Source organism: Pseudomonas sp. MYb118 (assembly GCF_040947875.1).
Lineage (GTDB): Bacteria > Pseudomonadota > Gammaproteobacteria > Pseudomonadales > Pseudomonadaceae > Aquipseudomonas.
This window is the reverse complement of the sequence record NZ_JBFRXN010000002.1, coordinates 3,135,273-3,162,036: the sequence shown is the minus strand read 5'-3', so window position 1 is coordinate 3,162,036 and position 26,764 is coordinate 3,135,273. Positions and strand designations below refer to the sequence as shown.

The following is a 26,764-nucleotide window of genomic DNA, read 5'->3' as shown; positions in this document are numbered from 1 at the left end:
CCGGCTTCAGCTCAGAACTTCACTTCCGGCGCTTTTTCGGCACCCGGGGTGGTGGCTTCGAAGGTTTCACGAATCGGCAGGTCGCTGTACATCACGGTGTGCCACAGGCGCCCCGGGAACGTACGGATTTCGGTGTTGTACTTCTGCACCGCCAGGATGAAATCGCGACGGGCCACGGCGATGCGATTCTCGGTGCCTTCAAGTTGCGATTGCAACGCCAGGAAGTTCTGGTTGGCCTTGAGGTCCGGATACCGCTCGGACACCACCATCAGACGGCTCAGGGCACCGGTCAGCTGGTCCTGGGCCTGCTGGAACTGCTTGAGGCGTTCGGGGTTGTCCAGGGTGCTGGCATCCACCTGGATGGAGGTCGCCTTGGCCCGGGCCTCGATCACCGCGGTCAGGGTTTCTTCCTCATGCTTGGCGTAGCCCTTGACGGTTTCCACCAGGTTGGGAATCAGGTCGGCGCGGCGCTGATACTGGTTCTGCACCTGGCCCCAGGCGGCCTTGGCCTGTTCGTCGAGGGTCGGAATGTTATTGATGCCGCAACCGGCCAGCCAGCTGGCCAGCCAGATCAGGGCGGCGACACGCAGGCTCGCTCGAGTGGTTTGTTGAACATTCATTTGATTTGACGCTCCCTTGTACCGTCGATTGAAAAATCAACCAGCGACCTTCTGACCGACTCTTCGGGCATAATCTGCCGCCGCGCTGGATTGCATCGAGCCAATGGGCTAAAAGATGCACCAGCACAAAAAACACTGCAGAAGTTTGCTGCATTTACTTGAACAACAATAGTCGCTCCCTAAATTTTGGCTGATCGGCGCGTATTCACTGCCGTTTAGGCCCCTGGAAAACAATTCATGAAGAAGCTGTGTTTGCTGGGACTGCTCGTCAGCCTGGCCAGTCATAACGTATTGGCCGCCACGACGCCCCCGCCTCTGGAGAACAAGGACGCCTTCATCAGCAACCTGATGAAGCAAATGACCCTCGATGAAAAAATCGGCCAGTTGCGCCTGATCAGCATCGGCCCGGAAATGCCCCGGGAGCTGATCCGCAAGGAAATCGCCGCGGGCAACATCGGTGGCACGTTCAACTCGATCACCCGTCCGGAAAACCGTCCGATGCAGGACGCGGCCATGCGCAGCCGGCTGAAGATCCCGATGTTCTTCGCCTATGACGTGATCCACGGCCACCGCACCATTTTCCCGATCCCGCTGGCGCTCGCGTCGAGCTGGGACATGGACGCCATCGGCCATTCCGGGCGCATCGCCGCCGAAGAAGCCGCGGCCGACAGCCTCGACATCACCTTCGCGCCGATGGTCGACATCTCCCGCGACCCGCGCTGGGGCCGCACCTCCGAAGGCTTCGGCGAGGACACCTATCTGGTGTCGCGCATTGCCGGGGTGATGGTCAAGGCGTTCCAGGGCACCGGCGCCAACGCCGCGAACAGCATCATGGCCAGCGTCAAGCACTTCGCCCTGTATGGCGCGGTCGAAGGCGGTCGCGACTACAACGTGGTCGACATGAGCCCGGTCAAGATGTACCAGGACTACCTGCCACCGTACCGCGCGGCCATCGACGCCGGCGCGGGCGGTGTGATGGTCGCGCTGAACTCGATCAACGGCGTGCCGGCCACCGCCAACACCTGGCTGATGAACGACCTGTTGCGCAAGGAATGGGGCTTCAAGGGCCTGGCGGTCAGCGACCACGGCGCGATCTTCGAGCTGATCAAGCACGGCGTCGCCCGCGACGGTCGCGAAGCGGCGAAGCTGGCGATCAAGGCCGGCATCCACATGAGCATGAACGACACCCTGTACGGCAAGGAACTCCCGGGGCTGCTCAAGTCCGGCGAGATCCAGCAGAGCGACATCGACAACGCCGTGCGTGCGGTGCTCGACGCCAAGTACGACATGGGCCTGTTCAAGGACCCATACCTGCGCATCGGCAAGGCCGAGGATGACCCGGCCGACACCTACGCCGACAGCCGCCTGCACCGCGCCGATGCCCGTGATGTGGCCCTTCGCAGCCAGGTGCTGCTGAAAAACGCCAACGAAACCCTGCCGCTGAACAAATCCGCGAAAATCGCCCTGGTCGGCCCGCTGGCCAAGGCGCCGATCGACATGATGGGCAGTTGGGCGGCGGCCGGTCGCCCGGCACAATCGGTGACCCTGTTCGATGGCATGAGCAATGTGATCGGTGACAAGGCCAACCTGATCTACGCCCGTGGTGCCAACATCACCAGCGACAAGAAGATCCTCGACTACCTGAACTTCCTCAACTTCGATGCCCCGGAAGTGGTGGATGATCCGCGTCCGGCAAACGTGCTGATCGACGAAGCGGTGAAGGCCGCCAAGGATGCCGACGTGGTGGTCGCCGCCGTGGGCGAGTCCCGTGGCATGTCCCACGAGTCGTCGAGCCGCACCGACCTGAACATCCCGGAAAACCAGCGCGAGCTGATCCGCGCCCTGAAAGCCACCGGCAAGCCGCTGGTGCTGGTGTTGATGAACGGCCGTCCGCTGTCGTTGCTCGAAGAGAACCAGCAGGCTGACGCGATCCTGGAAACCTGGTTCAGCGGCACCGAGGGCGGCAACGCCATCGCCGACGTGCTGTTCGGCGACTACAACCCGTCGGGCAAGCTGCCGATCACCTTCCCACGCTCGGTAGGGCAGATTCCGACCTACTACAACCACCTGAGCATCGGCCGCCCGTTCACGCCGGGCAAACCGGGCAACTACACCTCGCAGTACTTCGATGACACCACCGGCCCGCTGTTCCCGTTCGGCTATGGCCTGAGCTACACCAGCTTCAGCCTGAGCGACATGGCTCTGTCGGCGACCACGCTGAACAAATCCGGCAAGCTCGACGCCAGCGTCACGGTGAAGAACACCGGCAAGCGTGACGGCGAAACCGTGGTGCAGTTGTACATCCAGGACGTCACCGGCTCGATGATCCGCCCGGTCAAGGAACTGAAGAACTTCCAGAAAATCCTGCTCAAGGCCGGCGAACAGAAAGTCGTGCACTTCAGCATCAGCGAGGACGACCTGAAGTTCTACAACAGCCAGCTCAAGTACGCCGCCGAGCCTGGCAAGTTCAACGTGCAGATCGGCCTGGATTCGCAGGATGTGACGCAGCAGAGTTTTGAGTTGCTGTAAGCCTCAAACACTGCACTAAAAACCTGTGGGAGCGAGCCTGCTCGCGATGAGGCCTGTACATTCAACACCTTTGTTGACTGTCAGGGCGCCATCGCGAGCAGGCTCGCTCCCACAGTGTTTTGAGTGATCTGAAAATCTGCGGCTACCCCCGCCGATCCAACAGATTCACCACCACCCGATCCACCCATCCCCAAATCCGCTGCTTGACCCGCCGCCACAACGGCCGGCGTTTCCAGTCTTGCAGGCTGACTTCCTGACTCTGCGCAAAATCGCGCTCGAAACTGGCCACCACCGCCCGGGTCAGGCTTGGGTCCAGCGCTTCGAGGTTGGCTTCCAGGTTGAAGCGCAGGTTCCAGTGATCGAAGTTGCACGAGCCGATGCTCACCCAGTCATCCACCAGCACCATTTTCAGGTGCAGGAAACACGGCTGGTATTCGAAGATCTTCACCCCGGCCCGGAGCAGGCGCGGGTAGTAGCGATGCCCGGCGTAGCGCACCGAGGGATGGTCGGTGCGCGGGCCGGTCAGCAGCAGGCGCACATCGACGCCGCGACCGGCGGCGCGGCGCAAAGAACGGCGCACTTTCCAGGTTGGCAGGAAGTACGGGGTGGCCAGCCAGATGCGCCGCTGGCCGCTGTTCAAGGCGCGCACCAGCGATTGCAGGATGTCGCGGTGCTGGCGGGCGTCGGCGTAGGCCACCCGGCCCATGCCCTCGCCCATGGACGGCACGCGGGGCAAACGCGGCAAGCCGAAATGCGCGGACGGGCGCCAGGCCCGGCGATGGCGGTTGGCGATCCACTGGCGGTCGAACAGCAGTTGCCAGTCGATCACCAGCGGGCCGGTGATTTCCACCATCACTTCGTGCCATTCGCTGGAGTTCTCACTCGGTGACCAGAACTCATCGGTGACCCCGGTGCCGCCCACCACCGCCAGGCTCTGATCCACCAGCAGCAACTTGCGGTGATCGCGGTAGAAGTTGCCAACCCAACGTCGCCAGCTCAGCCGGTTGTAGAACCGCAGCTCGACGCCCGCGCCCATCAGCCGTTGGCGCAACGCCAGGGTAAAGGCGAGGCTGCCGTAGTCATCGAACAGGCAGCGTACCCGCACACCGCGCTCGGCGGCCTGGACCAACGCCTGGACCATGGCCTCGGCGCACTCGCCCGCCTCCACCAGGTACAACTCCAGCTCGACCTGTTCTTCGGCACGGGCAATCGCCACCAGCATGCGCGGGAAGAACTGCGGACCGTCGACCAGCAGCTCGAAGTGATTGCCCTCGCGCCAGGGGAAAATCGCCCCGTCCATGTCAACGCGCCGTGAAGATCAGCACCGCACCCACCGGCACCGACAGACTGATGGCCGACAGGCCGGCAACCTTGCGCAGGCTTTCCAGCCCCGGCGCCAGGTCGAAATCCGCCGCGTTGAGCACCAGCGGCTCCAGTGTCACCACCTGGAAACGGCGGTCATCCAGGCGGGTGGCCAGCAGCTCGGCGTTGTACTGATGCTGTTTGCCATGCAGGTTGACGGTCACCGGCAAGCGCAATTCCAGTTGCGCGCCATTGGCCAGGTCGTTGATCGGGCCGAGGTCGATCTGGGCGCTGATCAAGGCTTCAGGGAAACGCTCGATCTCAAACAGGTCCTTGCGCATGCGCTCGTCGCGCAAAGGGATGCCGCTGTAGATCGAGTCCAGCTCGACCTCGACCTCGGCCAAGCCCTTGGGGCTGACCTTGCCGTGCAGCACCAGGAAGCGCTGCACCTCGGCAATGTTGGCGTTCTTGGTGCTGACGAACGACAGCCGCGACGACTCGCCGTCCAGGTACCAATTGGCCTGGGCCGAGCAGGTGGCGCCGGCCAGCAGTAAGGCGGCGAAGGTTTTGAACAGGGACCGCTTGAACATAAAGACTCGTGGGGCAGAGAAACCTGCACGAACCATAACCGCCCGCGAGCCCGTTGCAAACTGCTGGCATGGCGGCCAGCAGCCTTGGCTCACGGATTCAAGCGACACCCCTGGCGCTCGCCGAGCCATTGCGCGCTGTTGCTGCGCCCAAGGCCACTGACCTGAACACGCCTGGCAGCGGGGTCATCGGTAAACGCGCTGAAGGGCAGCCACTGTTTGACGTAGCCCTGGCAATAGCCGGCGTCGTTATTCATGACGTAGCGGCACGAGCAATATTCCTTGGCGGTGTAGGCACTGATGATGTCGGGGAAAGCCCACAGGGCCACGCGCTCCTGCCAGATCCAGCCGAACAGAATTACCAGCACAAGCAGGCCCAGCGTGGCGAAGGGGCGGCGGCGAACAAACGGGCGGCGGGTCATGGCTGCACCGTCCCGGCAAACGCCTGGCGCGCCAGCTTGAGCAATTCGTTGTGCCGGTAGCTGCCGTCGCGATCATCGCCGTAGCGCACGATCACCAAGCGCTCGCTGGGGATCACGTACATCGCCTGGCCCCAGTGGCCGAGCGCGGCGAAGGTGTCCGGCGGTGCATCCGGCCAGGGCTGCGCCGCACCGTCGGCAGCGCGGTTGAGCCACCAGTGGCCGCCCGGCACCGCTTCGTCCTGGTGCGCCTGGTAATGCGCGAATGGCTGGCGATTGAAGGCCACCCAGTCGGCGGGCAGCAATTGCCGGTCGCCCCAGCGACCGTCGCGGGCCATCAGCAGGCCGATGCGCGCCAGGTCGCGGGCGGTGAGGTAGGCGTAGGACGATGCGACAAAGGTGCCGGTGGTGTCGGTTTCCCACACGGCATGGCGAATGCCCAGCGGTTCGAACAGCGCGGTCCAGGGATAGTCGGCATAACGGGCCGGGCCGACGATGGTTTTCAACGCCGCCGCCAGCAGGTTGCTGTCGCCACTGGAGTAACGGAAGGCCTGGCCCGGTGGCGCGTACGCGTCATGCCCGGCGGTGAACCGGGCCATGTCCTGATGACCACGGGTGTAGAGCATCGCCACCACCGAGGATTTCAGCGGTGCGTACTCGTAGTCCTCCTGCCAGTCCAGGCCCGAGGCCCAGTGCAGCAGGTCGGCGAGGGTCAGCTTCGGGTGCCTGGCCAGCGGTGAATAGAACTTCGCTGCCGGGTCCTCGAGCTTGAACCGGCCCTCGCCGTAGGCCACACCGAGCACCGTGGCCATCAGGCTCTTGCTGATCGACCAGGTCAGGTGCGGGGTGTCGGCCTTGGTCGGGCCGGCGTAGCGTTCGTAGATCAACTGACCGTCGCGGATCACCAGCAAGGCATCGGTGCGGATGCCCTGTCGGCTGGCGTCGTCGCGCGGTGGGAAGGCGTAGGTTTCGAGGGCCTGGAGGGCCGGGCCGGGGGCGGCCGGTGTGGTGGGCCATTGCTCGCCGGGCCAGGTTTCGGCCTGGGCGGTGAGGCCGAGCAGCAACAGGAACAGCAGGGACACGCCTTTGAACATGGCGGGGGCTCTGGGGAATGGGCCTGGTGAGGCTAGCTGAGGTTGATGACAGTTTTGGAATATTTGTCGGTCTTCAGGCCGCCATCGCGAGCAAGCTCGCTCCTACAGGTTCAGAGGTGTTCATAAGTTTTGTGAACAACCCAAAACCCTGTAGGAGCGGGCTTGCCCGCGATGGGGCCGGTCAATCCAGCGAAGATCCAGCCAAAGCCTTGGCCAACCGCTTCCCCCGCGCCCCCGCCGCCAATTCCATCACCGCCTGATCGCGCTGCCACATCGCCGCCCACTGCGGCGGCCCATCGGCCAGGGCCTGGTTCACCTCGGCCTTGAGCCCGTCGAACTGCACGAACAAGCCGCCCAGCAACACATGCCCGGCCGGGTTGTTCGGCGCCTGGCGGCTGACTTCAGCGCAACCGGCCAGCAACGCCAGCAAGCGCAGTTGCAGGGCCTGCGGCCAGTCGCTGTCCTGACCGACGCCGTACAACCAGGCGGTCATGGCACTGAGCACATAAATGTCTTCAAGGGTGCGAAACGGTTTGACGTAGGCGTCCCAGCCATCCCCCGCGAGCAATTCGCACAGGGCGTTGTCCAGCAGCAGGCGGCCATGGCTGATGTCCGGCATCAGCGCGATCGGCGGCAGTTTTTCCACCTGCACGCCGGATTCGCCTGGGTAGACCACCGCCAGGCTCAGGCGCGGATCGGCACCGGGTTCTTCGCTGCGCGCGGCAATCAGCAGCCAGTCGGCAGCGTCGCCGGCGGTGACGAAATCCTTGCGCCCGCTCAAGCGCAGGTCCCGGAGGCGGGTCTGCATGTCGGCCGGGCGCAGGCTGCGCTGCTCGGTGGCGCACAAGGCGCCCAGGCTCAACGGAGCGCTGGGCCAGAGCATGCGCAAGGCCGCCTGATAGCCGACGAGAAAGGCCAGCCCCGGGGTCGCCATCAGGCGCCCGCCATTGACCGCCAGTTCGAACGGCGTCACCGGCCCCAGCGTCTGCAAAAGGCTGGCGAAGCCCTCTGCCAGGTCGGCGTTGGCGGGCAAGCGATCACGACGTTGCAACAGGGTTTGCCAGGGCATAAGAGGCTCCTTGGGGGCTGTCATATAAGCATCACCAAAGCTTAACGGCGATGACACCGGGGCTACATAGCCTGACTTTGCACAACAAGGCTGGATAAAGAAAGTCGATCCGCTGTAACCCAAAGACGGGTGAGCAGCCCGCACGGAGAATCGCCATGACTCAGATCGCCCGCATCAGTGACACCGGCAATGAACGCCGCCTGCAAGCCGAACGCCTGGTAGGCGCCCAAGCCCTGCAGGAAGCCCAGGCCTTGCGCTTCACCGTGTTCAGCGGCGAATTCGACGCCAAACTCAAGGGCGCGGAGCTGGGTCTGGACATGGATGACTATGACGTTCACTGCGCCCACATTGGCGTGCGCGACCTGAACACCGGCCGCCTGGTGGCGACCACCCGCCTGCTCGACCACACGGCCGCCAGCAGCCTGGGCAAGTTCTACAGCGAAGAAGAATTCAGCCTGCATGGCCTGGTGCACCTCAAGGGCCCGATCCTGGAAATCGGCCGCACCTGCGTCGACCCGGCCTACCGCAACGGCGGCACCATCGCCGTACTCTGGGGCGAACTGGCCGAAGTGCTGAACCAGGGCGGCTACAGCTACCTGATGGGTTGCGCGAGCATCCCGATGCAGGACGGCGGCGTGCAGGCCCACGCGATCATGCAGCGCCTGCGTGAACGCTACCTGTGCACCGAACACCTGCGTGCCGAACCGAAGAATCCACTGCCGGCGCTGGACATCCCGTCCAACGTCATCGCCGAAATGCCGCCACTGCTCAAGGCCTACATGCGCCTGGGCGCGAAGATCTGCGGCGAGCCGTGCTGGGACGAAGACTTCCAGGTGGCCGACGTGTTCATCCTGCTCAAGCGCGACGAACTCTGCCCGCGCTACGCCAAGCACTTCAAGGCGGCCGTGTAATGAGCCGCCTGCGGGTGTACGCGCGGATCGCGCGAGTATTGGCGGTGGTGACACTGGGGCTGGGCATGGCCAGCGTCTTCGGGGTGTTCGAACGTTTGGGCATGTCCCATTCAATGGTGCGCCGGCAGCGCTGGTCGCGCTTTTTCATGGCGCGCCTGACCAACGCCCTGCCCTTTCGCGTGACCGTACACGGTGAAGTGCCGAAAGAGTCGATGCTCTGGGTCAGCAACCACGTGTCCTGGACCGACATCCCGCTGCTGGGCATGCTCACGCCGCTGTCGTTCCTGTCCAAGGCCGAAGTACGCACCTGGCCGGTGGCCGGCTGGCTCGCTGCCAAGGCCGGCAGCCTGTTCATCCGTCGCGGCTCGGGCGACAGCCAGTTGATCCGCAAACAGATGACCCGCCACCTCGAACAGGCCCATCCGCTGCTGATGTTCCCGGAAGGCACCACCACCGACGGGCGTTCGCTGCGCACCTTCCACGGCCGCCTGCTGTCGGCGGCCATCGACTCCCAGGTGAAACTGCAACCGGTGGCGATTCGTTACCTGCGTGACGGCGACGTATGTTCGCTGGCGCCGTTCATCGGTGACGACGACCTGCTCTCGCACCTGATGCGCCTGTTCGCCAACGACCGGGGCGACGTGGAAATTCATTTGCTCAAGCCAATCGCCTGCGAAGGCCGCGAACGTGCGGTGCTGGCATTCGAAGCGCAGCAGGCGGTGCAGAAGGCGTTGTTCGGGACGATCCCGGAAGCAGCGCGGGCGCCGATGCGGCCGGCCATCGCGGCTTGATCCCATCCCCCTGAAAAATACACCCCCCCCTGCGGGAGCGAGCCTGCTCGCGATGGCGACCTTTCAGTCAACAAAGATGTTGAATGTGATGGCCCCATCGCGAGCAGGCTCGCTCCCACAGGAAGGGGTTCAGGGTGTCTGCGAGTTCTGTGAAAAATCCTGCAACTGCGGATAAAACAGGCGGAAATCCTCGCTCAACGGCTCATACAACGCGCGCAGTTCCTGCATCGCACCCGCCAGTTCCTCCGGCCGTGTCAGCCTTCGGGCGATGCCGCGCAGCACCTGCTCCAGCACTTCGAACTCGCGGTACGAGCCCAGCCAGTCATCGGCCACCATGTAAGGCGCAATCCGCGCCAGGCGCTCCGGCAGTTGCCGCTCGCTGGACAGCACCCGGTACACATCCGAGGTGAACAGCTCCAGCGGCCGGTCGGCGTACAAATCCCAGTCGCGGGCCAGGCAATGGTCGAAGAACACGTCAAGCACGATCCCGGCGTAACGTCGGCGGGTCAGGGAGAAACGCGCCAGCGCCGCGTCGACCAGCGGATGGCGATCGGTGAACACGTCGATGCGTCGATGCAGCTGGATGGCCGCCTCGATGTCCGGCGCAAACTGCCCCTGCAACCGTCCCTTGACGAAATCGCCATACAGGCTGCCGAGCAGTTGACCGGGGCGTTGGCCACCGAGGTGAAGATGGGCGAGATAGTTCATGGGCGCAGCTTAGCACCGCCCGGTGTCGCCCTGACACCTTATATCGTTATAACCCGATATAGCGAAATACGCGGACACCAGAACAAAATCATATTTGTATATCGCGATTCGACGATATAAATTTCGCTTCATCGCGATATAACGTTTTACCCACGACAGGCCCACTGCCATGAACCTCGACCTCGACGAAATAATAAAAGCCCTGGCGCACCCGGTACGGCGAGAAATCCTGCACTGGCTCAAAGACCCCGCCGTCGAATTCCCCGACCAGTCCCACAGCAACGAGCACGGCGTCTGTGCCGGGCAGATCGATCAACGTTGCGGCCTGTCGCAGTCCACGGTGTCGGCACACCTGGCGACCCTGCAACGCGCCGGCCTGATCAGCAGCCGCAAAGTCGGCCAGTGGCACTTCTTCAAACGCAACGAGGAAACCATCCAGGCCTTCCTCAGCACTTTCAGCAAAGAGCTCTGAGCCTTCAGGGACACAAGGAACCGACAATGCCCCTCTCGCTACTCATTCTGGCCTTGAGCGCCTTCGCCATCGGCACCACCGAGTTCGTCATCATGGGCCTGCTGCCCGACGTGGCGGCCGACCTCGGCGTGTCGATCCCCGGCGCCGGCTGGCTGGTGACCGGTTACGCCCTGGGCGTGGCCATCGGTGCGCCGTTCATGGCACTGGCCACCGCCAAGTTGCCGCGCAAGGCTGCACTGGTGGCGTTGATGGGCATTTTCATCATCGGCAACCTGCTGTGCGCCCTGGCCACCGACTACAACGTATTGATGTTCGCCCGGGTGATCACCGCCCTGTGCCACGGCGCCTTCTTCGGCATCGGTTCGGTGGTGGCGGCCAACCTGGTGCCGGCCAACAAGCGTGCCTCGGCCGTGGCCCTGATGTTCACCGGCCTGACCCTGGCCAACGTCCTCGGCGTGCCGCTGGGTACCGCGCTCGGCCAACAGGCCGGCTGGCGCTCGACCTTCTGGGCGGTGACCGTGATTGGCGTGATCGCGCTGATCGGCCTGATCCGCTTCCTGCCGGCCAAGCGCGATGAGGAAAAACTCGACATGCGCGCCGAACTGCGCGCCCTCAAGGGCGCCGGCATCTGGCTGTCGCTGAGCATGACCGCGCTTTTCGCCGCTTCGGTGTTCACCCTGTTCACCTACGTCGCGCCGCTGCTGGGCGAAGTCACCGGCGTCTCGCCCCGCGGCGTGACCTGGACGCTGATGCTGATCGGCCTGGGCCTGACGGTCGGCAACATCATCGGCGGCAAGCTGGCGGACAAGGGCCTGGCCGCCACGCTGATCGGCGTGTTCATCGCCATGGCGGTGGTGTCCACGGTGCTGACCTGGACCAGCGTTGCGCTGATCCCCACCGAGATCACTCTGTTCCTCTGGGCCACCGCGTGTTTTGCCGCAGTGCCGGCCCTGCAGGTCAACGTGGTGACCTACGGCAAGGCTGCGCCCAACCTGGTCTCGACCCTGAACATCGGCGCCTTCAACGTCGGCAACGCCCTGGGCGCCTGGGTCGGCGGCAGCGTTATCGCCCACGGCTACGGCCTGACCAGTGTGCCACTGGCCGCCGCTGCCCTGGCCGTGCTCGCCTTGGTGGCGACCCTGATCACTTTCCGCCAGAACGGTAATCCCGAGCTGGCACCTGCTACCAACTGATACCTCACGAGGGTTTTGCAATGACGACTATTTTTGATCCGATCAAACTGGGCGACGTCGAGCTGGCCAACCGCATCATCATGGCCCCGCTGACCCGCTGCCGCGCCGACGAAGGCCGCGTACCCAACGCGCTGATGGCCGAGTACTACGTGCAACGCGCCTCTGCGGGCCTGATCCTCAGCGAAGCGACCTCGGTCACTCCGATGGGCGTCGGCTACCCGGACACCCCGGGCATCTGGTCCAACGACCAGGTGCGTGGCTGGACCAACGTGACCAAGGCGATCCACGGCGCAGGCGGCAAGATCTTCCTGCAACTGTGGCACGTCGGCCGTGTGTCCCATCCGTCGTACCTGAACGGTGAAGCACCGGTCGCACCAAGCGCCATCCAGCCAAAAGGCCACGTCAGCCTGGTGCGTCCGATGGCCGACTACCCGACCCCGCGCGCCCTGGAAACCGATGAAATCGCCGAGATCATCGAGGCCTATCGCACCGGTGCCGAGAACGCCAAGGCCGCAGGTTTTGACGGCGTGGAAATCCATGGCGCCAACGGCTACCTGCTCGACCAGTTCCTGCAAAGCAGCACCAACCAGCGCACCGACCAGTACGGCGGCTCCCTGGAAAACCGTGCACGCCTGCTGCTGGAAGTGACCGACGCGGCCATCGAAGTCTGGGGCGCCGGCCGTGTCGGCGTGCACCTGGCACCGCGCGCCGACTCCCACGACATGGGCGACGACAACCTGGCGGAAACCTTCACCTACGTGGCCCGCGAGCTGGGCAAGCGTGGCATCGCGTTCATCTGTTCCCGTGAGCAGGAAGGTGCCGACAGCCTCGGCCCGGCCCTCAAGGAAGCGTTCGGCGGCCCTTACATCGCCAACGAGCGCTTCACCAAGGACAGCGCCAACGCCTGGCTGGCCAGCGGCAAGGCCGATGCGGTGGCCTTCGGCATCCCGTTCATCGCCAACCCGGACCTGCCGGCACGCCTCCAAGCCGACGCGCCGCTGAACGAGCCGCGCCCGGAACTGTTCTACGGCAAGGGCCCGGTGGGTTACATCGACTACCCGACGCTGTAAGCCAACACCCGTGAACGCAAAAGCCCCGACTCGAAAGAGCCGGGGCTTTTTGTTGTCCGCGGGTTCTACCCCTTCCCTGTAGGAGCAGCCGGTCGACGCTCGATTGCTCGCGATAGCGGTGTGTCAGAAATTCCGCCATCGCGAGCAAGCTCGCTCCTACAGGAGGTGCGGGGTGCGGCAAAGCGACACAAAATTCCTACAAAATACGCCGCTCACCGGCTGTCATCATGGCCATCAGCCGTATATAAAAGCACCCCTGCGCTTTCACGAACTTTGTTTCATTTGCGCAGGCTGGGGCTCAGGCGCAGCATGTCCAGCCCGGTATCGACCCAACGCTCGGCCTCGGTGTGCAGTTGAAAACTGTCCGGCGCCAATAGCCATTGATACAAAATGCCATCAATGAAGGCATGCAGGCTGATCGCGGCGCGGACAGTGTCGAGGTCTTCGGGCAATTGCCCGCGGTTCACGGCGTTACGCAAGGCCAGGCCAATGCGCACATTGCAGTCCAGGCTCGCCTCCAGGCGCTGCTGGCGCAGGTCGCACATTTCATCGGTGAATTCGCACTTATGAAACAAAATCTCATTGATGCGCCGGGTCTTCGGGTCCAGCGCAACTTGATGAAACAAATGAATCAGCAGCTTGCGCATGCAGCCCAGGGGGTCCGGCTCATCCTCGCTTTCGCTGGCTTTGGCCATTTCATCGAGCGGCTCATGCAGGGTATCGAGCATGGCCTGCACCAGGTCCGCCTTGTTACTGAAATGCCAGTAAATGGCACCGCGCGTCACACCGGCCAGGGTCGCGATATCGGCCAGGGTGGTGCGCGCAACACCCCGTTCGTAAAAGGCTTTCTCGGCCGCTTCGAGTATCTGGCTACGGGTTTCCTGGGCTTCCTCTTTGGTTCGACGGACCATGGCAGTACAACCTCAATCAGGGGGGCTTCAGCGATGTCTGAACAGGCGCTGAACAACAGTGGGGCGAACGCTCTCGGGTGTCGTCCCCGGCCTACAATTCGGACCTTTGAAAAGGCTTTTGTAACGGTGAGGATACGCAGCCAAGGTATTTACAAACAACCATGAACGTAAGTATATTCCTTAGCAAGCTACTTATCCACTCAGCGCCCAATTTTTTACCTTTCACATTTCCTGTGCGCTCTTTGCGCGCCTGACCCGAGGATTTTCATGCAATTCAAGCCAGCTGTTACCGCTCTGGTCGCCGCCGTCGCCCTTGCATCGCTGCTCAGCGGATGTAAAAAGGAAGAGGCGGCACCCGCCGCTCCACCGCCTCAGGTCGGCGTCGTCACCCTGCAACCACAAGCCTTCACCCTGACCTCGGAACTGCCGGGGCGCACCAGCGCCTACCGCATTGCCGAAGTGCGCCCACAGGTCAACGGCATCATTCTCAAGCGTCTGTTCAAGGAAGGCGGCGACGTCAAGGCCGGCCAGCAGCTGTATCAGATCGACCCGGCCGTGTATGAAGCCACGCTCAAAAGCGCCGAAGCCAACCTGCAACAGACCAAGTCGATCTCCGATCGCTACAAGCAACTGGTCAACGAGCAGGCCGTGAGCCGCCAGGAATACGACACCGCGCTGGCCAACCGCCTGCAATCGGAAGCGTCCCTGCAAAGTGCGCAGATCAACGTGCGCTACACCAAGGTCTACGCGCCGATCACCGGTCGCATTGGCCGTTCCAGCGTGACCGAAGGCGCCCTGGTCACCAGCGGCCAGACCGATGCCATGGCGGTGATCCAGCAACTGGACCCGATCTACGTCGACGTCACCCAGTCCTCGGTGGAACTGCTGAAACTGCGCAGCGACCTGGAAAGCGGCCGTCTGCAGAAATCCGGCGACAACGCCGCTGCGGTCAAGCTGACCCTCGAAGACGGCAGCCCGTACAAACTGGACGGCAAGCTGGAGTTCTCCGAAGTCTCGGTTGACCCGACCACAGGCTCCGTGACCCTGCGCGCCGTGTTCCCGAACCCGGACCACACCTTGCTGCCGGGCATGTTCGTGCATGCCAAGTTGCAGGCCGGGGTGAACAGCGCAGCGATCCTGGCCCCACAGCAAGGCGTGACCCGCGACCTCAAGGGCACCCCGACCGCACTGGTCGTCGGCGCCGACAACAAGGTCGAGCTGCGTCAGCTCAAGGCCAACCGCACCGTCGGCAGCCAGTGGCTGATCGAAGACGGCCTCAAGGCCGGCGACCGCCTGATCACCGAAGGCCTGCAATTCGTCAAGCCTGGCATTGAAGTCAAGGCCACCGAGGCGACCAACGTCAACGCGAAGAACCCGGCCCCCGCACAGGCAGCTGACAAGGCTTCCAGCGGCAAAGGGGAGTAAACCATGTCGAAATTCTTTATCGACCGTCCGATTTTCGCCTGGGTAATTGCCCTGGTGATCATGCTGGTCGGGGCTCTCTCGATTCTCAAGTTGCCGATCAACCAGTACCCGAGCATCGCCCCGCCGGCGATCGCCATTTCGGTTACCTACCCGGGCGCTTCGGCGCAGACCGTGCAGGACACCGTGGTGCAGGTCATCGAGCAGCAGCTCAACGGTATCGACAACCTGCGTTATGTGTCTTCGGAAAGTAACTCCGACGGCACCATGACCATCACCGCGACCTTCGAGCAAGGCACCAACTCCGACACCGCGCAGGTCCAGGTGCAGAACAAGCTGAACCTGGCCACCCCGCTGTTGCCGCAGGAAGTGCAGCAACAGGGTATCCGCGTGACCAAGGCAGTGAAGAACTTCCTGCTGGTGATCGGCGTGGTCTCGCGCGACGGCAGCATGACCAAGGACGACCTGTCCAACTACATCGTGTCGAACATGCAGGACCCGATCTCGCGGACCGCCGGTGTCGGTGACTTCCAGGTGTTCGGTTCGCAGTACGCCATGCGGATCTGGCTCGATCCGGCCAAGTTGAACAAATTCAACCTGACCCCGATCGACGTCAAGACCGCCATCGCCGCGCAGAACGTGCAGGTGTCTTCCGGTCAACTGGGCGGCTTGCCTGCCCTGCCCGGCACCCAGCTGAACGCGACGATCATCGGCAAGACCCGTCTGCAGACCGCCGAGCAGTTCGACAAGATCCTGCTCAAGGTCAACAGCGACGGCTCGCAGGTACGCCTCAAGGATGTCGCGCAGGTCGGCCTGGGTGGCGAGAACTACAGCATCAACGCCCAGTTCAACGGCGCGCCGGCTTCCGGCCTTGCGGTCAAACTGGCCAACGGTGCCAACGCCCTCGACACCGCCAAGGCTCTGCGCACCACCATCGACAACCTCAAGCCGTTCTTCCCGCAAGGCATGGAAGTGGTGTTCCCGTACGACACCACGCCCGTGGTCACCGCCTCGATCGAGAGCGTGGTCCATACGCTGATCGAAGCGGTCGTGCTGGTGTTCCTGGTGATGTTCCTGTTCCTGCAGAACTTCCGCGCCACCGTCATCACCACGATGACCGTGCCGGTGGTATTGCTGGGTACCTTCGGCATCCTCGCGGCAGCCGGTTTCAGCATCAACACCCTGACCATGTTCGGCATGGTGCTGGCCATCGGCTTGCTGGTGGACGACGCCATCGTCGTGGTGGAAAACGTCGAACGGGTGATGAGCGAAGAAGGCCTGTCACCCAAGGAAGCGACGAAAAAGTCCATGGGCCAGATCCAGGGCGCCCTGGTGGGTATCGCCCTGGTGCTGTCGGCGGTACTGCTGCCAATGGCGTTCTTCGGCGGTTCCACCGGTGTGATCTACAAGCAGTTCTCGATCACCATCGTCTCGGCCATGGCCCTGTCGGTGCTGGTGGCCCTGATCTTCACCCCGGCCCTGTGCGCCACCATGCTCAAGCCCGTTGCCAAGGGTGACCATGGCACGTCCAAGCGTGGGTTCTTCGGCTGGTTCAACCGCAACTTCGACCGCAGCGTACAAAGCTACGAGCGTGGCGTGGGCAACATCCTGCGTCACAAGGCACCGTACCTGCTGGCCTACGTGCTCATCGTGATCGGCATGATCTGGCTGTTCATGCGCATCCCGTCCTCGTTCCTTCCGGAAGAAGACCAGGGCGTCCTGTTCGCCCAGGTGCAGACCCCGGCGGGTTCCACCGCCCAGCGTACGCAAGTGGTCGTGGACGAGATGCGCGAATACCTGCTCAGGTCTGGCAAGGACGGTGGTGAAGGCGATGCGGTGAACTCGGTGTTTACCGTGACCGGCTTCAACTTCGCCGGCCGTGGCCAGAGCTCGGGTATGGCATTCATCATGCTCAAGCCATGGGGCGAACGTAACGCCGACAACAGCGTGTTCAAGGTGGCAGCCCGTGCCCAACAGCACTTCTTCACCTTCCGCGATGCCATGGTGTTCGCCTTCGCGCCACCGGCGGTACTGGAATTGGGTAACGCCACCGGTTTCGACGTGTTCCTGCAAGACCGTGCCGGTCTGGGTCACCAGAAGCTGATGGAAGCGCGCAACCAGTTCCTCGGCATGGCCGCGCAAAGCAAAGTGCTGGCGCAAGTGCGTCCGAACGGCCTGAACGACGAACCGCAATACCAACTGGAAATCGACGACGAGAAGGCCAGTGCCCTGGGCATTACCATCGCCGACATCAACAACACCCTGTCGATTGCCCTGGGCAGTAGCTACGTCAACGACTTCATCGACCGTGGTCGGGTGAAGAAAGTGTACGTGCAAGGCCAGCCGGACTCGCGCATGAGCCCCGAAGACCTGCAGAAGTGGTACGTGCGCAACAGCGCAGGGACCATGGTGCCGTTCTCGGCGTTCGCCAAGGGTGAGTGGATCTACGGTTCGCCCAAGCTGTCGCGCTACAACGGCGTGGAAGCGGTCGAAATCCTCGGCGCCCCGGCTCCGGGTTATTCCACCGGTGAAGCCATGGCCGAAGTCGAGGCGATTGCCAAGAAGCTGCCAGCCGGCGTAGGTATTTCCTGGACCGGTCTGTCCTATGAAGAACGTCTGGCAGGTTCTCAGGCTCCGGCGCTGTTCGCCCTGTCGCTGCTGATGGTGTTCCTGTGCCTGGCAGCGCTGTACGAAAGCTGGTCGATTCCGATTGCGGTCGTGCTCGTGGTGCCACTGGGGATCATCGGCGCCCTGCTGGCCACCAGCCTGCGCGGTCTGTCCAACGACGTGTACTTCCTGGTGGGCCTGTTGACGACCATTGGTCTGGCAGCGAAAAACGCCATTCTGATCGTCGAGTTCGCCAAGGAACTGCACGAACAGGGCAAGAGCCTGTTCGATGCCGCGGTCGAAGCCTGCCGCATGCGTCTGCGCCCGATCATCATGACCTCGCTGGCGTTTATCCTCGGCGTAGTACCGCTGGCGATTTCCACCGGCGCAGGTTCGGGTAGCCAACATGCAATCGGTACCGTGGTAATTGGCGGTATGATCACCGCCACCGTACTGGCGATCTTCTGGGTCCCATTGTTCTTCGTCGCCGTATCGTCCATGGGTCAGCGCAAGATTGCCGACCAGGACGCTGCATCCGAACCATCCAAAGAGGCTGGCCAATGAGCAAGTCGCTACTCTCCATCGCAGTCGCCGCCTTCGTGCTGAGCGGTTGCTCGCTGATCCCTGACTACCAGCAGCCACAAGCGCCGGTAGCAGCCCAGTACCCGCAGGGCCCGGCGTACTCGCCAGCCGAGGCGCCTGCGCAGGCGGCCGCGGAGCAAGGCTGGAAGCAGTTTTTCCATGACCCGGCCCTGCAGCAGATGATCCAGGTCGCCCTGGAAAACAACCGCGACCTGCGTGTCGCGGCGCTGAACATCGACGCGTTCGCCGCGCAGTACCGCATCCAGCGCGCTGACCTGTACCCGGCCGTTTCGGCCACCGGTACCGGCAGCCGCCAGCGGGTGCCGGCCGATGCCTCGCAGACCGGCCAGGCCGGGATCAATAGCTCCTACTCCGCCACGGTCGGCATCAGCGCCTATGAACTGGACCTGTTCGGTCGGGTTCGCAGCCTGAGCGAAGAAGCCCTGCAAAAATACTTCGCCACTGAAGAAGGTCGGCGCAGCACGCAAATCAGCCTGGTGGCCAGCGTGGCGAATGCCTACCTGACCTGGCAGGCCGACAAGGAACTGCGCAAGCTGACCCAGGACACCCTGGGTGCGTTCGAGGAGAGCTACAAGCTCACCGCGCGCAGCAACGAAGTCGGCGTCGCCTCGGCGCTGGACCTGGCGCAGTCGCGTACCTCGGTGGAAAACGCCCGTGCGCAACTGGCCCGATACACCCGCCAGGTCGCCCAGGACGAAAACAGCCTGGTGCTGCTGCTCGGTACGGCTATCCCGGCCAACCTGCAAGCGGCCAAGCCACTGTCTGACGACCTGCTGAGCGACGTACCGGCCGGCTTGCCGTCGGACCTGCTGCAACGTCGTCCGGACATCCTGCAGGCCGAGTACAACCTCAAAGCGGCCAACGCCAACATCGGCGCGGCCCGCGCAGCGTTCTTCCCGAGCATCAGCCTGACCGCCAATGCCGGGACCCTGAGCCCCGACCTGTCGGGCCTGTTCAAGGGTGGTTCGGGTACCTGGCTGTTCCAGCCGCAGATCAACCTGCCGATCTTCAACGCCGGCAGCCTGCGCGCCAGCCTGGATTACTCGAAAATCCAGAAGGACATCGGCGTGGCGAACTACGAGAAGTCCATTCAAACGGCCTTCCAGGAAGTCGCCGACGGCCTGGCCGCACGCCAGACCTACACCGAGCAGTTGCAGGCACAACGTGATTTCGTCACAGCCAACCAGGATTACTACCGCCTGGCCGAGCGTCGTTATCGCATTGGCGTGGACAGCAACCTGACCTTCCTCGATGCCCAGCGTCAGCTGTTCAGCGCCGAACAGGCCCTGATCACCGATCGCCTGGCCCAGCTGACCAGCGCCGTGAACCTGTACAAGGCCCTCGGCGGTGGCTGGAACGAGCAGACGGCCAAGGTCGAACCGGTGAAGGAAGAAGCACCGAAGATGCGGTTGTTCTGATAGGCCGCTGAAATGCATGAAGCCCACCGATTGGTGGGCTTTTTGTTGTCTGCAGGAAAATATCTGTTGGTCGTGCCGGCACAGATCCCCTGTAGGAGCGAGCTTGCTCGCGATGAGGCCCGAAAACACACCACAAAACCCCAATCAATATCGGTTCGATAACCGCCCAAAACCCACCCAGGCAGATTGAACCACCTAGTACATTCACATCACCATCGAGCCCACAAAACCAATAACAACAGGCTCACACCCATGACACCCGCAATCCGTCCGCACTACCTGATAGCCCTCGCCGTCGCCAGCACCGCCCTCCCCGCCTCCGCCGAAGAGTCGGGTTTCGTCGACGGCGCCAAGGTCAACCTCAACCTGCGCAACTTCTACATCAACCGCAACTTCACCAACCCCAGCAAAACCCAGGGCAAGGCTGAAGAGTGGACGCAAAGCTTCATCCTCGACGCCAAATCCGGCTTCACCCAGGGCACCGTCGGTTTCGGCATGGACGTGCTCGGCCTGTACTCGGTGAAACTCGATGGCGGCAAGGGCACCGGCGGTACGCAACTGCTGCCGCTGGATCACGACGGTCGCCCGGCGGACAACTTCGGCCGCACCAACGTGGCATTCAAGGCCAGGCTGTCGCAGACCGAAGTGAAGGTCGGTGAATGGATGCCGGTGCTGCCGATCCTGCGCTCGGACGATGGCCGCTCGCTGCCGCAGACCTTTCGCGGTGGCCAGGTCACCTCCCGGGAAATCGCCGGCCTGACGCTCTACGGCGGGCAGTTCCGCCAGAACAGCCCGCGTGACGACAGCAGCATGGGCGACCTGTCGATGACCGGCAAAGCCGCCTTCACCTCGGACCGCTTCAACTTCCAGGGCGGTGAGTACCTGTTCAACGAAAAACGCACGCAGATCGCCCTGTGGAACGCCCAGCTCAAGGACATCTACCGCCAGCAATACCTCAACCTGACCCACAGCCAGCCCGTCGGCGACTGGACCCTGGGCGCCAACCTCGGCTACTTCATCGGTAAGGAAGACGGCAGCGCCCTGGCGGGTGACCTGGACAACAAGACCTGGTCGGCACTGCTGTCGGCCAAATACGGCGGCCACACCTTCTACGTCGGCCTGCAAAAACTCAGCGGTGACAGCGCCTGGATGCGCGTCAACGGCACCAGCGGCGGCACCCTGGCCAACGACAGCTACAACTCGAGCTACGACAACGCCCGGGAAAAATCCTGGCAACTGCGCCACGACTACAACTTCGTCGCCCTGGGCATTCCCGGTTTGACCCTGATGAATCGCTACATCAGCGGCGACAACGTGCACACCGGGGCGATCACCGATGGCAAGGAATGGGGACGGGAGTCGGAACTGGGCTACACCGTGCAGAGCGGCGCGCTCAAAGACCTGAACCTGAAATGGCGCAACTCGACCATACGCCGGGACTACAGCAACAATGAGTTCGATGAGAACCGGTTGATCGTCAGCTATCCGATCAGCCTGTTGTAAACCTTGGCGCCGCCATCGTCGGAACGCCGCCCGGAGCCGGCTCGCTCCCACAGGGGATCTTCAGTGCAAATAGATCCATTGTGGGAGCGAGCCTGCTCGCGATGAGGCCGGCAAAAACACTACCAATCGACAGCCCTACTCCCGCGACTCAACCCCCAACTCATCCCACACCGACTCCGCCAGGTGAAACGTCGCATTCGCCGCCGGGATCCCGCAGTAGATCGCGCTCTGCATGATCACCTCCTTGATCTCCCCACGGCTCACACCATTGTTGGCGGCGGCGCGCAGGTGCAGCTTGAGTTCGCCTTCGCGGTTCATGCCGATCAGCATGGCGATGGTGATCAGGCTGCGGGTGTGGCGCGGCAGGCCCGGGCGGGTCCAGATGTCACCCCAGGCGTGGCGGGTGATCATTTCCTGGAACTCGCTGTTGAACTCGGTCAGCGCGTTCAGGCTGCGATCGACATGGGCGTCGCCGAGCACGGCACGGCGCACATTCATGCCTTCGTCGTAACGTTGCTTCTCGTCCACGACAACCTCCTCAGTCGGCCAACAAAAACGCCAGCACCCGCGCGCTGAAATCAGCGCCGGCCTGCACGTTGGACAGGTGCGCGGCGTAGAACTCGGCGTACTCGGCGCCCGCTACACGCTCCTCGATGAAGTGCCCGCCGGACGGCGGCGTCACCGCGTCCTCGCTGCCGGCGATGACCAGCAACGGCGCCTTGATCGAACCCAGTTGCTCACGGAAGTCGGCATCGCGCACCGCCGCGCAGTTGGCCGCGTAACCTTGTGGCGAGGTAGCCGCGAGCATGTCGGTGATCTGCTTGGCCGCCGCCGGGTTGGCCTCGGCGAAGTCGGGGGTGAACCAGCGGGCAATCGACGCATCGCGCAGCGCCACCATCGCCGCCGCGCCATCGCGCAGCACGGTCTCGATGCGCGGGTTCCAGATCGACGGATCGCCGATCTTCGCTGCGGTGTTGCACACCACCAGCTTGTTCAGGCGCTCGCCTGCGTTGATCCCCAGCCACTGGCCGATCAGGCCGCCCATCGACAAACCGCAGAAATGCGTGCGCTCGATGTGCAGCGCGTCCAGCAGCGCCAGCACGTCAGCGCCCAGTTGCGCGATGCTGTACGGGCCCGGCGTGACCAGCGACTGGCCGTGGCCACGGGTGTCGAAGCGCAGCAGGCGAAAATGTTCGCTGAACGCCGCGACCTGGGCGTCCCACATGTGCAGGTCGGTGCCCAGCGAGTTGGACAGCACCAGCACCGGTGCATCCGCCGGCCCATCGAGTTGGTAATGCAGTTCGCCATCGGCGAGTTGTACGAAAGCCACAGCAATCTCCTTCAGGCAGCAGAATGTTCAGCCACCGCGCGCTCGACCCAGGCGTGGGCCTGGCCGAGGTAATGCGCGGGGTCCAGCAGGTCGTCGAGTTCAGCCGCCGACAGTTCGGCGGTCACTTGCGGCTCGTCGCCGAGCACCGCACGCAGGTGCCGTTGTTCGGCCACGGCGCGCTTGCAGCATTGCTCCAGCAGGTGGTGGGCGGTATCGCGCCCGACTCGCTGGGCGAGCACGATGCTGACCGCTTCGGCCAGCACCAGGCCCTGGGTCAGGTCGAGGTTGCGCGCCATGCGTTCGGCGTCCACCTCCAGGCCGCTTGCCAGCAACAGCGCCTGCTTGAGGCTGCCGGACACCAGGCAGCAGATCTCCGGCAGGGTTTCCCACTCGGCATGCCACAGGCCCAGGCTGCGCTCGTGCTCTTGCGGCATGGCGCTGAACAGGGTCGAGAGCAGGCCTGGCACGCGGGTCGCCGCACCGATCAGCACCGCCGCCCCCACCGGGTTGCGCTTGTGCGGCATGGTCGAGGAACCGCCCTTGCCCGGCGCCGACGGCTCGAACACTTCGGCAGCCTCGGTCTGCATCAACAGGCTGATGTCGCGCCCCAGTTTGCCCAGGCTGCCGGCGATCAAGCCGAGCACCGCGCCGAACTCCACCAGACGGTCGCGCTGGGTGTGCCAGGGCTGCTCCGGCAGGTTCAGTTGCAGTTCTTCGGCCAGCGCCTGGGCAATCGGCAGGGCGTTGTCACCCAGGGCCGCCAAGGTGCCGGAAGCACCGCCGAATTGCAGGACCAGCAGGCGCGGCTTGAGCGCTTGCAGACGCTGCCGGCTGCGGGTGACGGCGCCCAGCCAGCCGGCGATCTTCATCCCCAGGGTGACGGGCGTCGCATGCTGCAACCAGGTGCGCCCGGCCAGTGGCGTGGCGGCAAAGCGCAGCGCCTGCCCGGCCAGGGCGTCGCCCAGTTGCGCAAGGTCAGCCTCGATCAGCGCCAGCGCCTGGCGCAATTGCAGCACCAGGCCGCTGTCCATCACGTCCTGGCTGGTCGCGCCCAGGTGCACATAACGCTCGGCCTCGGCATCACGGGCGGCAATCTGCCTGCCCAGCGCCTTGACCAACGGAATCGCCGAATTACCCGCCGTGGCAATCGCCTCGCCGAGGGCGGCGAAGTCGAAATGCCCGGCCTGGCAGACCGCTTCGATGGAAGCCACCGCAGCCTGAGGAATCACGCCGACACGAGCCTCGGCCCGAGCCAGCGCCGCTTCGAAATCGAGCATGGCCTGGACCCGGCCCTGGTCGCAGAACACCTCACGCATATCGCGGGCAGTGAAATAGGCATCGAACAATTGATTGCCCGGTCGCAGGTTCATAAAAAGTCCTTGAAAGCGTGGGCCGCCAGGGCCCACGCAGATGGATCAAAGGTCGTGGTGCAGGTATTTCGCCTGTTTCGGCAGGCGCAGGCTGAACAGGAACGCCACCGCCATCATCACCGTGACGTACCAGTAGAACGAGTTTTCCATGCCACCGGCCTTGAGGCTCAGCGCCACGTACTCGGCCGAACCGCCGAAGATCGCATTGGCCACCGCGTAGGCCAGGCCCACGCCCAGGGCGCGCACCTCCGGCGGGAACATCTCGGCTTTCACCAGGCCGCTGATCGAGGTGTAGAAACTGACGATGGCCAGCGCCAGGGTGATCAGCACGAAGGCCAGGAACGGGCTGCTGACGCTTTTCAGGGTCAACAGGATCGGCACCGTGCACAGCGTACCCAGGGCACCGAACCAGAGCATCGAGTTACGCCGGCCAATCTTGTCGGCGAGCATGCCGAACAGCGGTTGCATGCACATGTAGAGGAACAGTGCGCCGGTCATGATGTAGCTCGCGGTCTTGGCGTGCATGCCGGCGGTGTTCACCAGGTACTTCTGCATGTAGGTGGTGAAGGTGTAGAAAATCAGCGAGCCACCGGCGGTGTAACCCAGCACGGTGATGAACGCGGCCTTGTGATCACGGAACAGCGCCATGATGCTGCCGGCATCCTTGTTTTCGCGCATTTCCTTGCTGGTGGTTTCCTTGAGCGTACGACGCAGGAACAGCGAAATCAGCGCGGCCACCGCGCCCACCACGAACGGGATGCGCCAGCCATAGGCGCGCAACTCTTCTTCGCTGAGGAACTGTTGCAGGATCACCACCACCAGCACCGCCAGCAGTTGCCCGCCGATCAGCGTGACGTACTGGAACGAAGCAAAAAACCCGCGCTGGCCCTTGAGGGCGACTTCGCTCATATAAGTGGCGGTGGTGCCGTACTCACCGCCCACCGACAGGCCCTGGAGCAGACGGGCGAACAGCAGGAGCACCGGCGCCCACACGCCGATGCTGTTATAGGTCGGCAGGCAGGCGATCAGCAGCGAGCCGAAACACATCATCAGGATCGAAATCAGCATCGAGTTCTTGCGCCCGTGCTTGTCGGCGACGCGGCCAAAGATCCAGCCGCCGATCGGTCGCATCAGAAACCCGGCAGCGAACACGCCTGCGGTGTTCACCAGTTGCACGGTCGGGTTGTCCGAGGGGAAAAACGCCGGGGCGAAATAGATCGCGCAGAAGGCGTAGACGTAGAAGTCGAACCATTCGACGAGGTTGCCCGACGAAGCACCGACAATCGCAAAGATGCGTTTGCTGCGCTCTTCACCGGTGTAGTGCGCTGTAGTCGCGGAGGGGATGGTCATTGTTTGTTCACTCTATGGGGACAGTGAAAGTCTAGACACACTTTGCAACAGTCCCGTTCCTCAATTGGTTCGGTAACACTGATGATCTTCCCTTCCCTTGTGGGAGCGAGCCTGCTCGCGATAGCGGTGTGTCAGTCAACATCTTTGCTGCTGATTAATCACCATCGCGAGCAGGCTCGCTCCCACAGGTAGAGGGGCAAAGCAAGGTTCGATCAGTAATCGAAAAACACCGTCTCAGCCTCGGTGCCCTGCAACACCACATTCCATTGGTAGACGCCACTGGCATCCGCCTTCGCCAGCAGCGTGCCGCGACGTTCCGCCGGGACGCATTCGAGCAGCGGGTCGTTGACGTTGGCCGGCTCGCCGTCGAAGTAGATGCGAGTCAGCAAGTGCTTGACCAGGCCACGGGCAAACACCAGCACCACCAGGTGCGGCGCCTGGATCGAGCCCTTCAGGCCTTCGACGGTGCCCGGCTTGATGGTGGTGAAACGGAAGCGCCCTTCAGCGTCCACCGGGATACGGCCAAAGCCTTCGAAGTGCGGGTCCAGGGGTTTGTCCTGGTCGTCTTCGGGGTGGTCGTATTTACCGGCGGCGTTGGCCTGCCAGACTTCCAGCATGGCGTCGTTGACGATGTCGCCATTGCCATCGACGACTTGTCCGGTGATCGCCACGCGTTCGCCCAGGGTCTGTTCGACGGTGAGGTTTTCGCGGTTCAGCCAGGTCAGGCCGATGTGGTAATACGGCCCGACGGTGTGGGACGTGGTCGCAGTCAGCGTCATCTTATTTCTCCATCGGCGTGGCGTCGCGGCCGCGCAGGACGATGTCCCAGCGATAACCGAGGGCGTAGTGAGGGACGGTTTTTTCCAGGTCGAACGTTGCGATCAGGCGTTCCTTCGCACGGGTGTCAGGTACGCAGTTGTAGATCGGGTCGTACGCCAGCAGCGGGTCCCCCGGGAAATACATCTGCGTCACCAGGCGCGTGAGAATGCTCGGCCCGAACAACGAAAAGTGAATGTGCGCCGGGCGCCAGGCGTTGTGGTGGTTGCCCCACGGGTAGGCGCCGGGCTTGATGGTCTGGAACTGGTACCAGCCATCGGCGTCGGTAACGGTGCGGCCGGTGCCGGTGAAGTTCGGGTCCAGCGGCGCGTCGTGCAGGTCGCGGGCATGGGCGTAGCGACCGGCGGCGTTGGCCTGCCAGATCTCTACCAGGATGCCCGGTACCGGCAAGCCGTTTTCATCCAGCACACGGCCGTGAATGATGATGCGTTCGCCCTGCGGCTGCCCTTCGTGCTGGGCCGTCAGGTCGTTGTCCTTCTCGTTGATGCGTTCGGCACCGACGGTCGGGCCGGTGATTTCCGACAACGAATGGGGCAGGAACACCAACGGCTTGGACGGCGAGCGCAGGTTGGTGGATTGATAGGTCGGGTGCAGGTATTCCGGCTGGGTGCCTTCCTGCGGACGGCGATAACCAGGCTTGTCAGACAT

Annotated in this window: 24 protein-coding genes; 10 read left to right on the top strand and 14 right to left on the bottom strand. The window is 63.3% G+C overall.

From position 1 onward, the window contains the following. Window positions 1–11 precede the first annotated feature (11 nt). Window positions 12–620: a LemA family protein gene (locus tag ABVN20_RS20250; RefSeq protein WP_368557463.1), complete on the bottom strand. Its 609-nt coding sequence runs from the start codon at window positions 618–620 to the stop codon at window positions 12–14. Window positions 621–857: 237 nt separating this feature from the next. Here ABVN20_RS20250 and bglX point away from each other — a divergent pair, with 237 nt between their 5' ends. Next, window positions 858–3,149 (top strand): beta-glucosidase BglX, encoded by a 2,292-nt coding sequence (bglX, locus tag ABVN20_RS20245; protein ID WP_368557462.1) that lies wholly within the window; start codon window positions 858–860, stop codon window positions 3,147–3,149. A gap of 142 nt (window positions 3,150–3,291) precedes the next feature. Here the strand turns inward: bglX and ABVN20_RS20240 are convergent, their stop codons facing one another. From ABVN20_RS20240 to ABVN20_RS20220, 5 genes are all read right to left on the bottom strand, one after another. Next, window positions 3,292–4,449, bottom strand: coding sequence for a phosphatidylserine/phosphatidylglycerophosphate/cardiolipin synthase family protein (locus tag ABVN20_RS20240; RefSeq protein WP_368557461.1), 1,158 nt, complete (start codon window positions 4,447–4,449; stop codon window positions 3,292–3,294). Window position 4,450: 1 nt separating this feature from the next. Further along, a complete protein-coding gene (locus ABVN20_RS20235; RefSeq protein WP_368557460.1) occupies window positions 4,451–5,041 on the bottom strand; it encodes a YceI family protein in 591 nt (196 codons plus the stop codon). An 89-nt stretch (window positions 5,042–5,130) separates the two neighbouring features. After that, window positions 5,131–5,460, bottom strand: coding sequence for an amidase (locus ABVN20_RS20230; protein WP_368557459.1), 330 nt, complete (start codon window positions 5,458–5,460; stop codon window positions 5,131–5,133). Then, complete coding sequence (locus ABVN20_RS20225; protein ID WP_368557458.1) at window positions 5,457–6,551, bottom strand: serine hydrolase domain-containing protein; 1,095 nt, start codon at window positions 6,549–6,551, stop codon at window positions 5,457–5,459. Before ABVN20_RS20225 ends, ABVN20_RS20230 begins: the two co-directional genes overlap by 4 nt. A 181-nt stretch (window positions 6,552–6,732) precedes the next feature. Further along, entirely contained in the window at window positions 6,733–7,620 is an 888-nt protein-coding gene (locus ABVN20_RS20220) for an acyl-CoA dehydrogenase (RefSeq protein ID WP_368557457.1), read from the bottom strand. Between the two features lie 155 nt (window positions 7,621–7,775). On the opposite strand from ABVN20_RS20220, the gene olsB reads away from it, so the two are divergent. Further along, on the top strand, window positions 7,776–8,531 hold the full coding sequence (gene olsB, locus ABVN20_RS20215; protein ID WP_368557456.1) for an L-ornithine N(alpha)-acyltransferase: 756 nt from the start codon (window positions 7,776–7,778) through the stop codon (window positions 8,529–8,531). Beyond that, entirely contained in the window at window positions 8,531–9,322 is a 792-nt protein-coding gene (locus ABVN20_RS20210; protein ID WP_368557455.1) for a lysophospholipid acyltransferase family protein, read from the top strand. The genes olsB and ABVN20_RS20210 overlap by 1 nt, the downstream gene beginning before the upstream one ends. Window positions 9,323–9,451: 129 nt before the next feature. Here the strand turns inward: ABVN20_RS20210 and ABVN20_RS20205 are convergent, their stop codons facing one another. Continuing rightward, complete coding sequence (locus ABVN20_RS20205; RefSeq protein ID WP_368557454.1) at window positions 9,452–10,030, bottom strand: ACP phosphodiesterase; 579 nt, start codon at window positions 10,028–10,030, stop codon at window positions 9,452–9,454. A 169-nt stretch (window positions 10,031–10,199) separates the two neighbouring features. On the opposite strand from ABVN20_RS20205, the gene ABVN20_RS20200 reads away from it, so the two are divergent. The 3 genes from ABVN20_RS20200 to ABVN20_RS20190 are packed head-to-tail and all read left to right on the top strand — an operon-like array spanning window position 10,200 to window position 12,765. After that, on the top strand, window positions 10,200–10,502 hold the full coding sequence (locus ABVN20_RS20200; protein WP_368557453.1) for an ArsR/SmtB family transcription factor: 303 nt from the start codon (window positions 10,200–10,202) through the stop codon (window positions 10,500–10,502). Between the two features lie 26 nt (window positions 10,503–10,528). After that, on the top strand, window positions 10,529–11,695 hold the full coding sequence (locus ABVN20_RS20195; RefSeq protein WP_368557452.1) for an MFS transporter: 1,167 nt from the start codon (window positions 10,529–10,531) through the stop codon (window positions 11,693–11,695). 20 nt (window positions 11,696–11,715) lie between these two features. Beyond that, window positions 11,716–12,765, top strand: coding sequence for an alkene reductase (locus ABVN20_RS20190; RefSeq protein WP_368557451.1), 1,050 nt, complete (start codon window positions 11,716–11,718; stop codon window positions 12,763–12,765). A 278-nt stretch (window positions 12,766–13,043) separates the two neighbouring features. Here ABVN20_RS20190 and emhR read toward each other — a convergent pair whose 3' ends face one another. Continuing rightward, a complete protein-coding gene (gene emhR / locus ABVN20_RS20185) occupies window positions 13,044–13,676 on the bottom strand; it encodes an efflux system transcriptional repressor EmhR (RefSeq protein WP_368557450.1) in 633 nt (210 codons plus the stop codon). A 267-nt stretch (window positions 13,677–13,943) separates the two neighbouring features. Between emhR and emhA the strand changes: the two genes are divergently transcribed. From emhA to ABVN20_RS20165, 4 genes are all read left to right on the top strand, one after another. Continuing rightward, complete coding sequence (gene emhA, locus ABVN20_RS20180; protein WP_368557449.1) at window positions 13,944–15,101, top strand: efflux RND transporter periplasmic adaptor subunit EmhA; 1,158 nt, start codon at window positions 13,944–13,946, stop codon at window positions 15,099–15,101. A 3-nt stretch (window positions 15,102–15,104) separates the two neighbouring features. Further along, on the top strand, window positions 15,105–18,269 hold the full coding sequence (locus tag ABVN20_RS20175; RefSeq protein WP_368557448.1) for an efflux RND transporter permease subunit: 3,165 nt from the start codon (window positions 15,105–15,107) through the stop codon (window positions 18,267–18,269). After that, complete coding sequence (gene emhC / locus ABVN20_RS20170; protein WP_368557447.1) at window positions 18,266–19,726, top strand: efflux RND transporter outer membrane subunit EmhC; 1,461 nt, start codon at window positions 18,266–18,268, stop codon at window positions 19,724–19,726. The genes ABVN20_RS20175 and emhC overlap by 4 nt, the downstream gene beginning before the upstream one ends. 252 nt (window positions 19,727–19,978) lie before the next feature. Next, entirely contained in the window at window positions 19,979–21,229 is a 1,251-nt protein-coding gene (locus ABVN20_RS20165) for an OprD family porin (RefSeq protein WP_368557446.1), read from the top strand. A gap of 135 nt (window positions 21,230–21,364) precedes the next feature. Here ABVN20_RS20165 and pcaC read toward each other — a convergent pair whose 3' ends face one another. The 6 genes from pcaC to pcaH all read right to left on the bottom strand — a co-directional run bounded on the left by pcaC (window position 21,365) and on the right by pcaH (window position 26,764). Beyond that, window positions 21,365–21,757 carry a 4-carboxymuconolactone decarboxylase gene (gene pcaC, locus ABVN20_RS20160; protein ID WP_368557445.1) on the bottom strand — a complete coding sequence of 131 codons (393 nt, stop codon included), beginning with the start codon at window positions 21,755–21,757 and terminating at the stop codon, window positions 21,365–21,367. A 10-nt stretch (window positions 21,758–21,767) separates the two neighbouring features. Then, window positions 21,768–22,559, bottom strand: a complete 792-nt coding sequence (gene pcaD / locus ABVN20_RS20155; RefSeq protein ID WP_368557444.1) for a 3-oxoadipate enol-lactonase — start codon at window positions 22,557–22,559, stop codon at window positions 21,768–21,770. An 11-nt stretch (window positions 22,560–22,570) separates the two neighbouring features. Continuing rightward, window positions 22,571–23,929: a 3-carboxy-cis,cis-muconate cycloisomerase gene (locus ABVN20_RS20150; RefSeq protein ID WP_368557443.1), complete on the bottom strand. Its 1,359-nt coding sequence runs from the start codon at window positions 23,927–23,929 to the stop codon at window positions 22,571–22,573. A gap of 45 nt (window positions 23,930–23,974) precedes the next feature. Next, entirely contained in the window at window positions 23,975–25,279 is a 1,305-nt protein-coding gene (locus ABVN20_RS20145; RefSeq protein WP_368557442.1) for an MFS family transporter, read from the bottom strand. 212 nt (window positions 25,280–25,491) lie between these two features. Next, window positions 25,492–26,058 carry a protocatechuate 3,4-dioxygenase subunit alpha gene (gene pcaG, locus ABVN20_RS20140; protein WP_368557441.1) on the bottom strand — a complete coding sequence of 189 codons (567 nt, stop codon included), beginning with the start codon at window positions 26,056–26,058 and terminating at the stop codon, window positions 25,492–25,494. 1 nt (window position 26,059) lies between these two features. After that, window positions 26,060–26,764, bottom strand: a complete 705-nt coding sequence (gene pcaH, locus ABVN20_RS20135) for a protocatechuate 3,4-dioxygenase subunit beta (protein ID WP_368557440.1) — start codon at window positions 26,762–26,764, stop codon at window positions 26,060–26,062.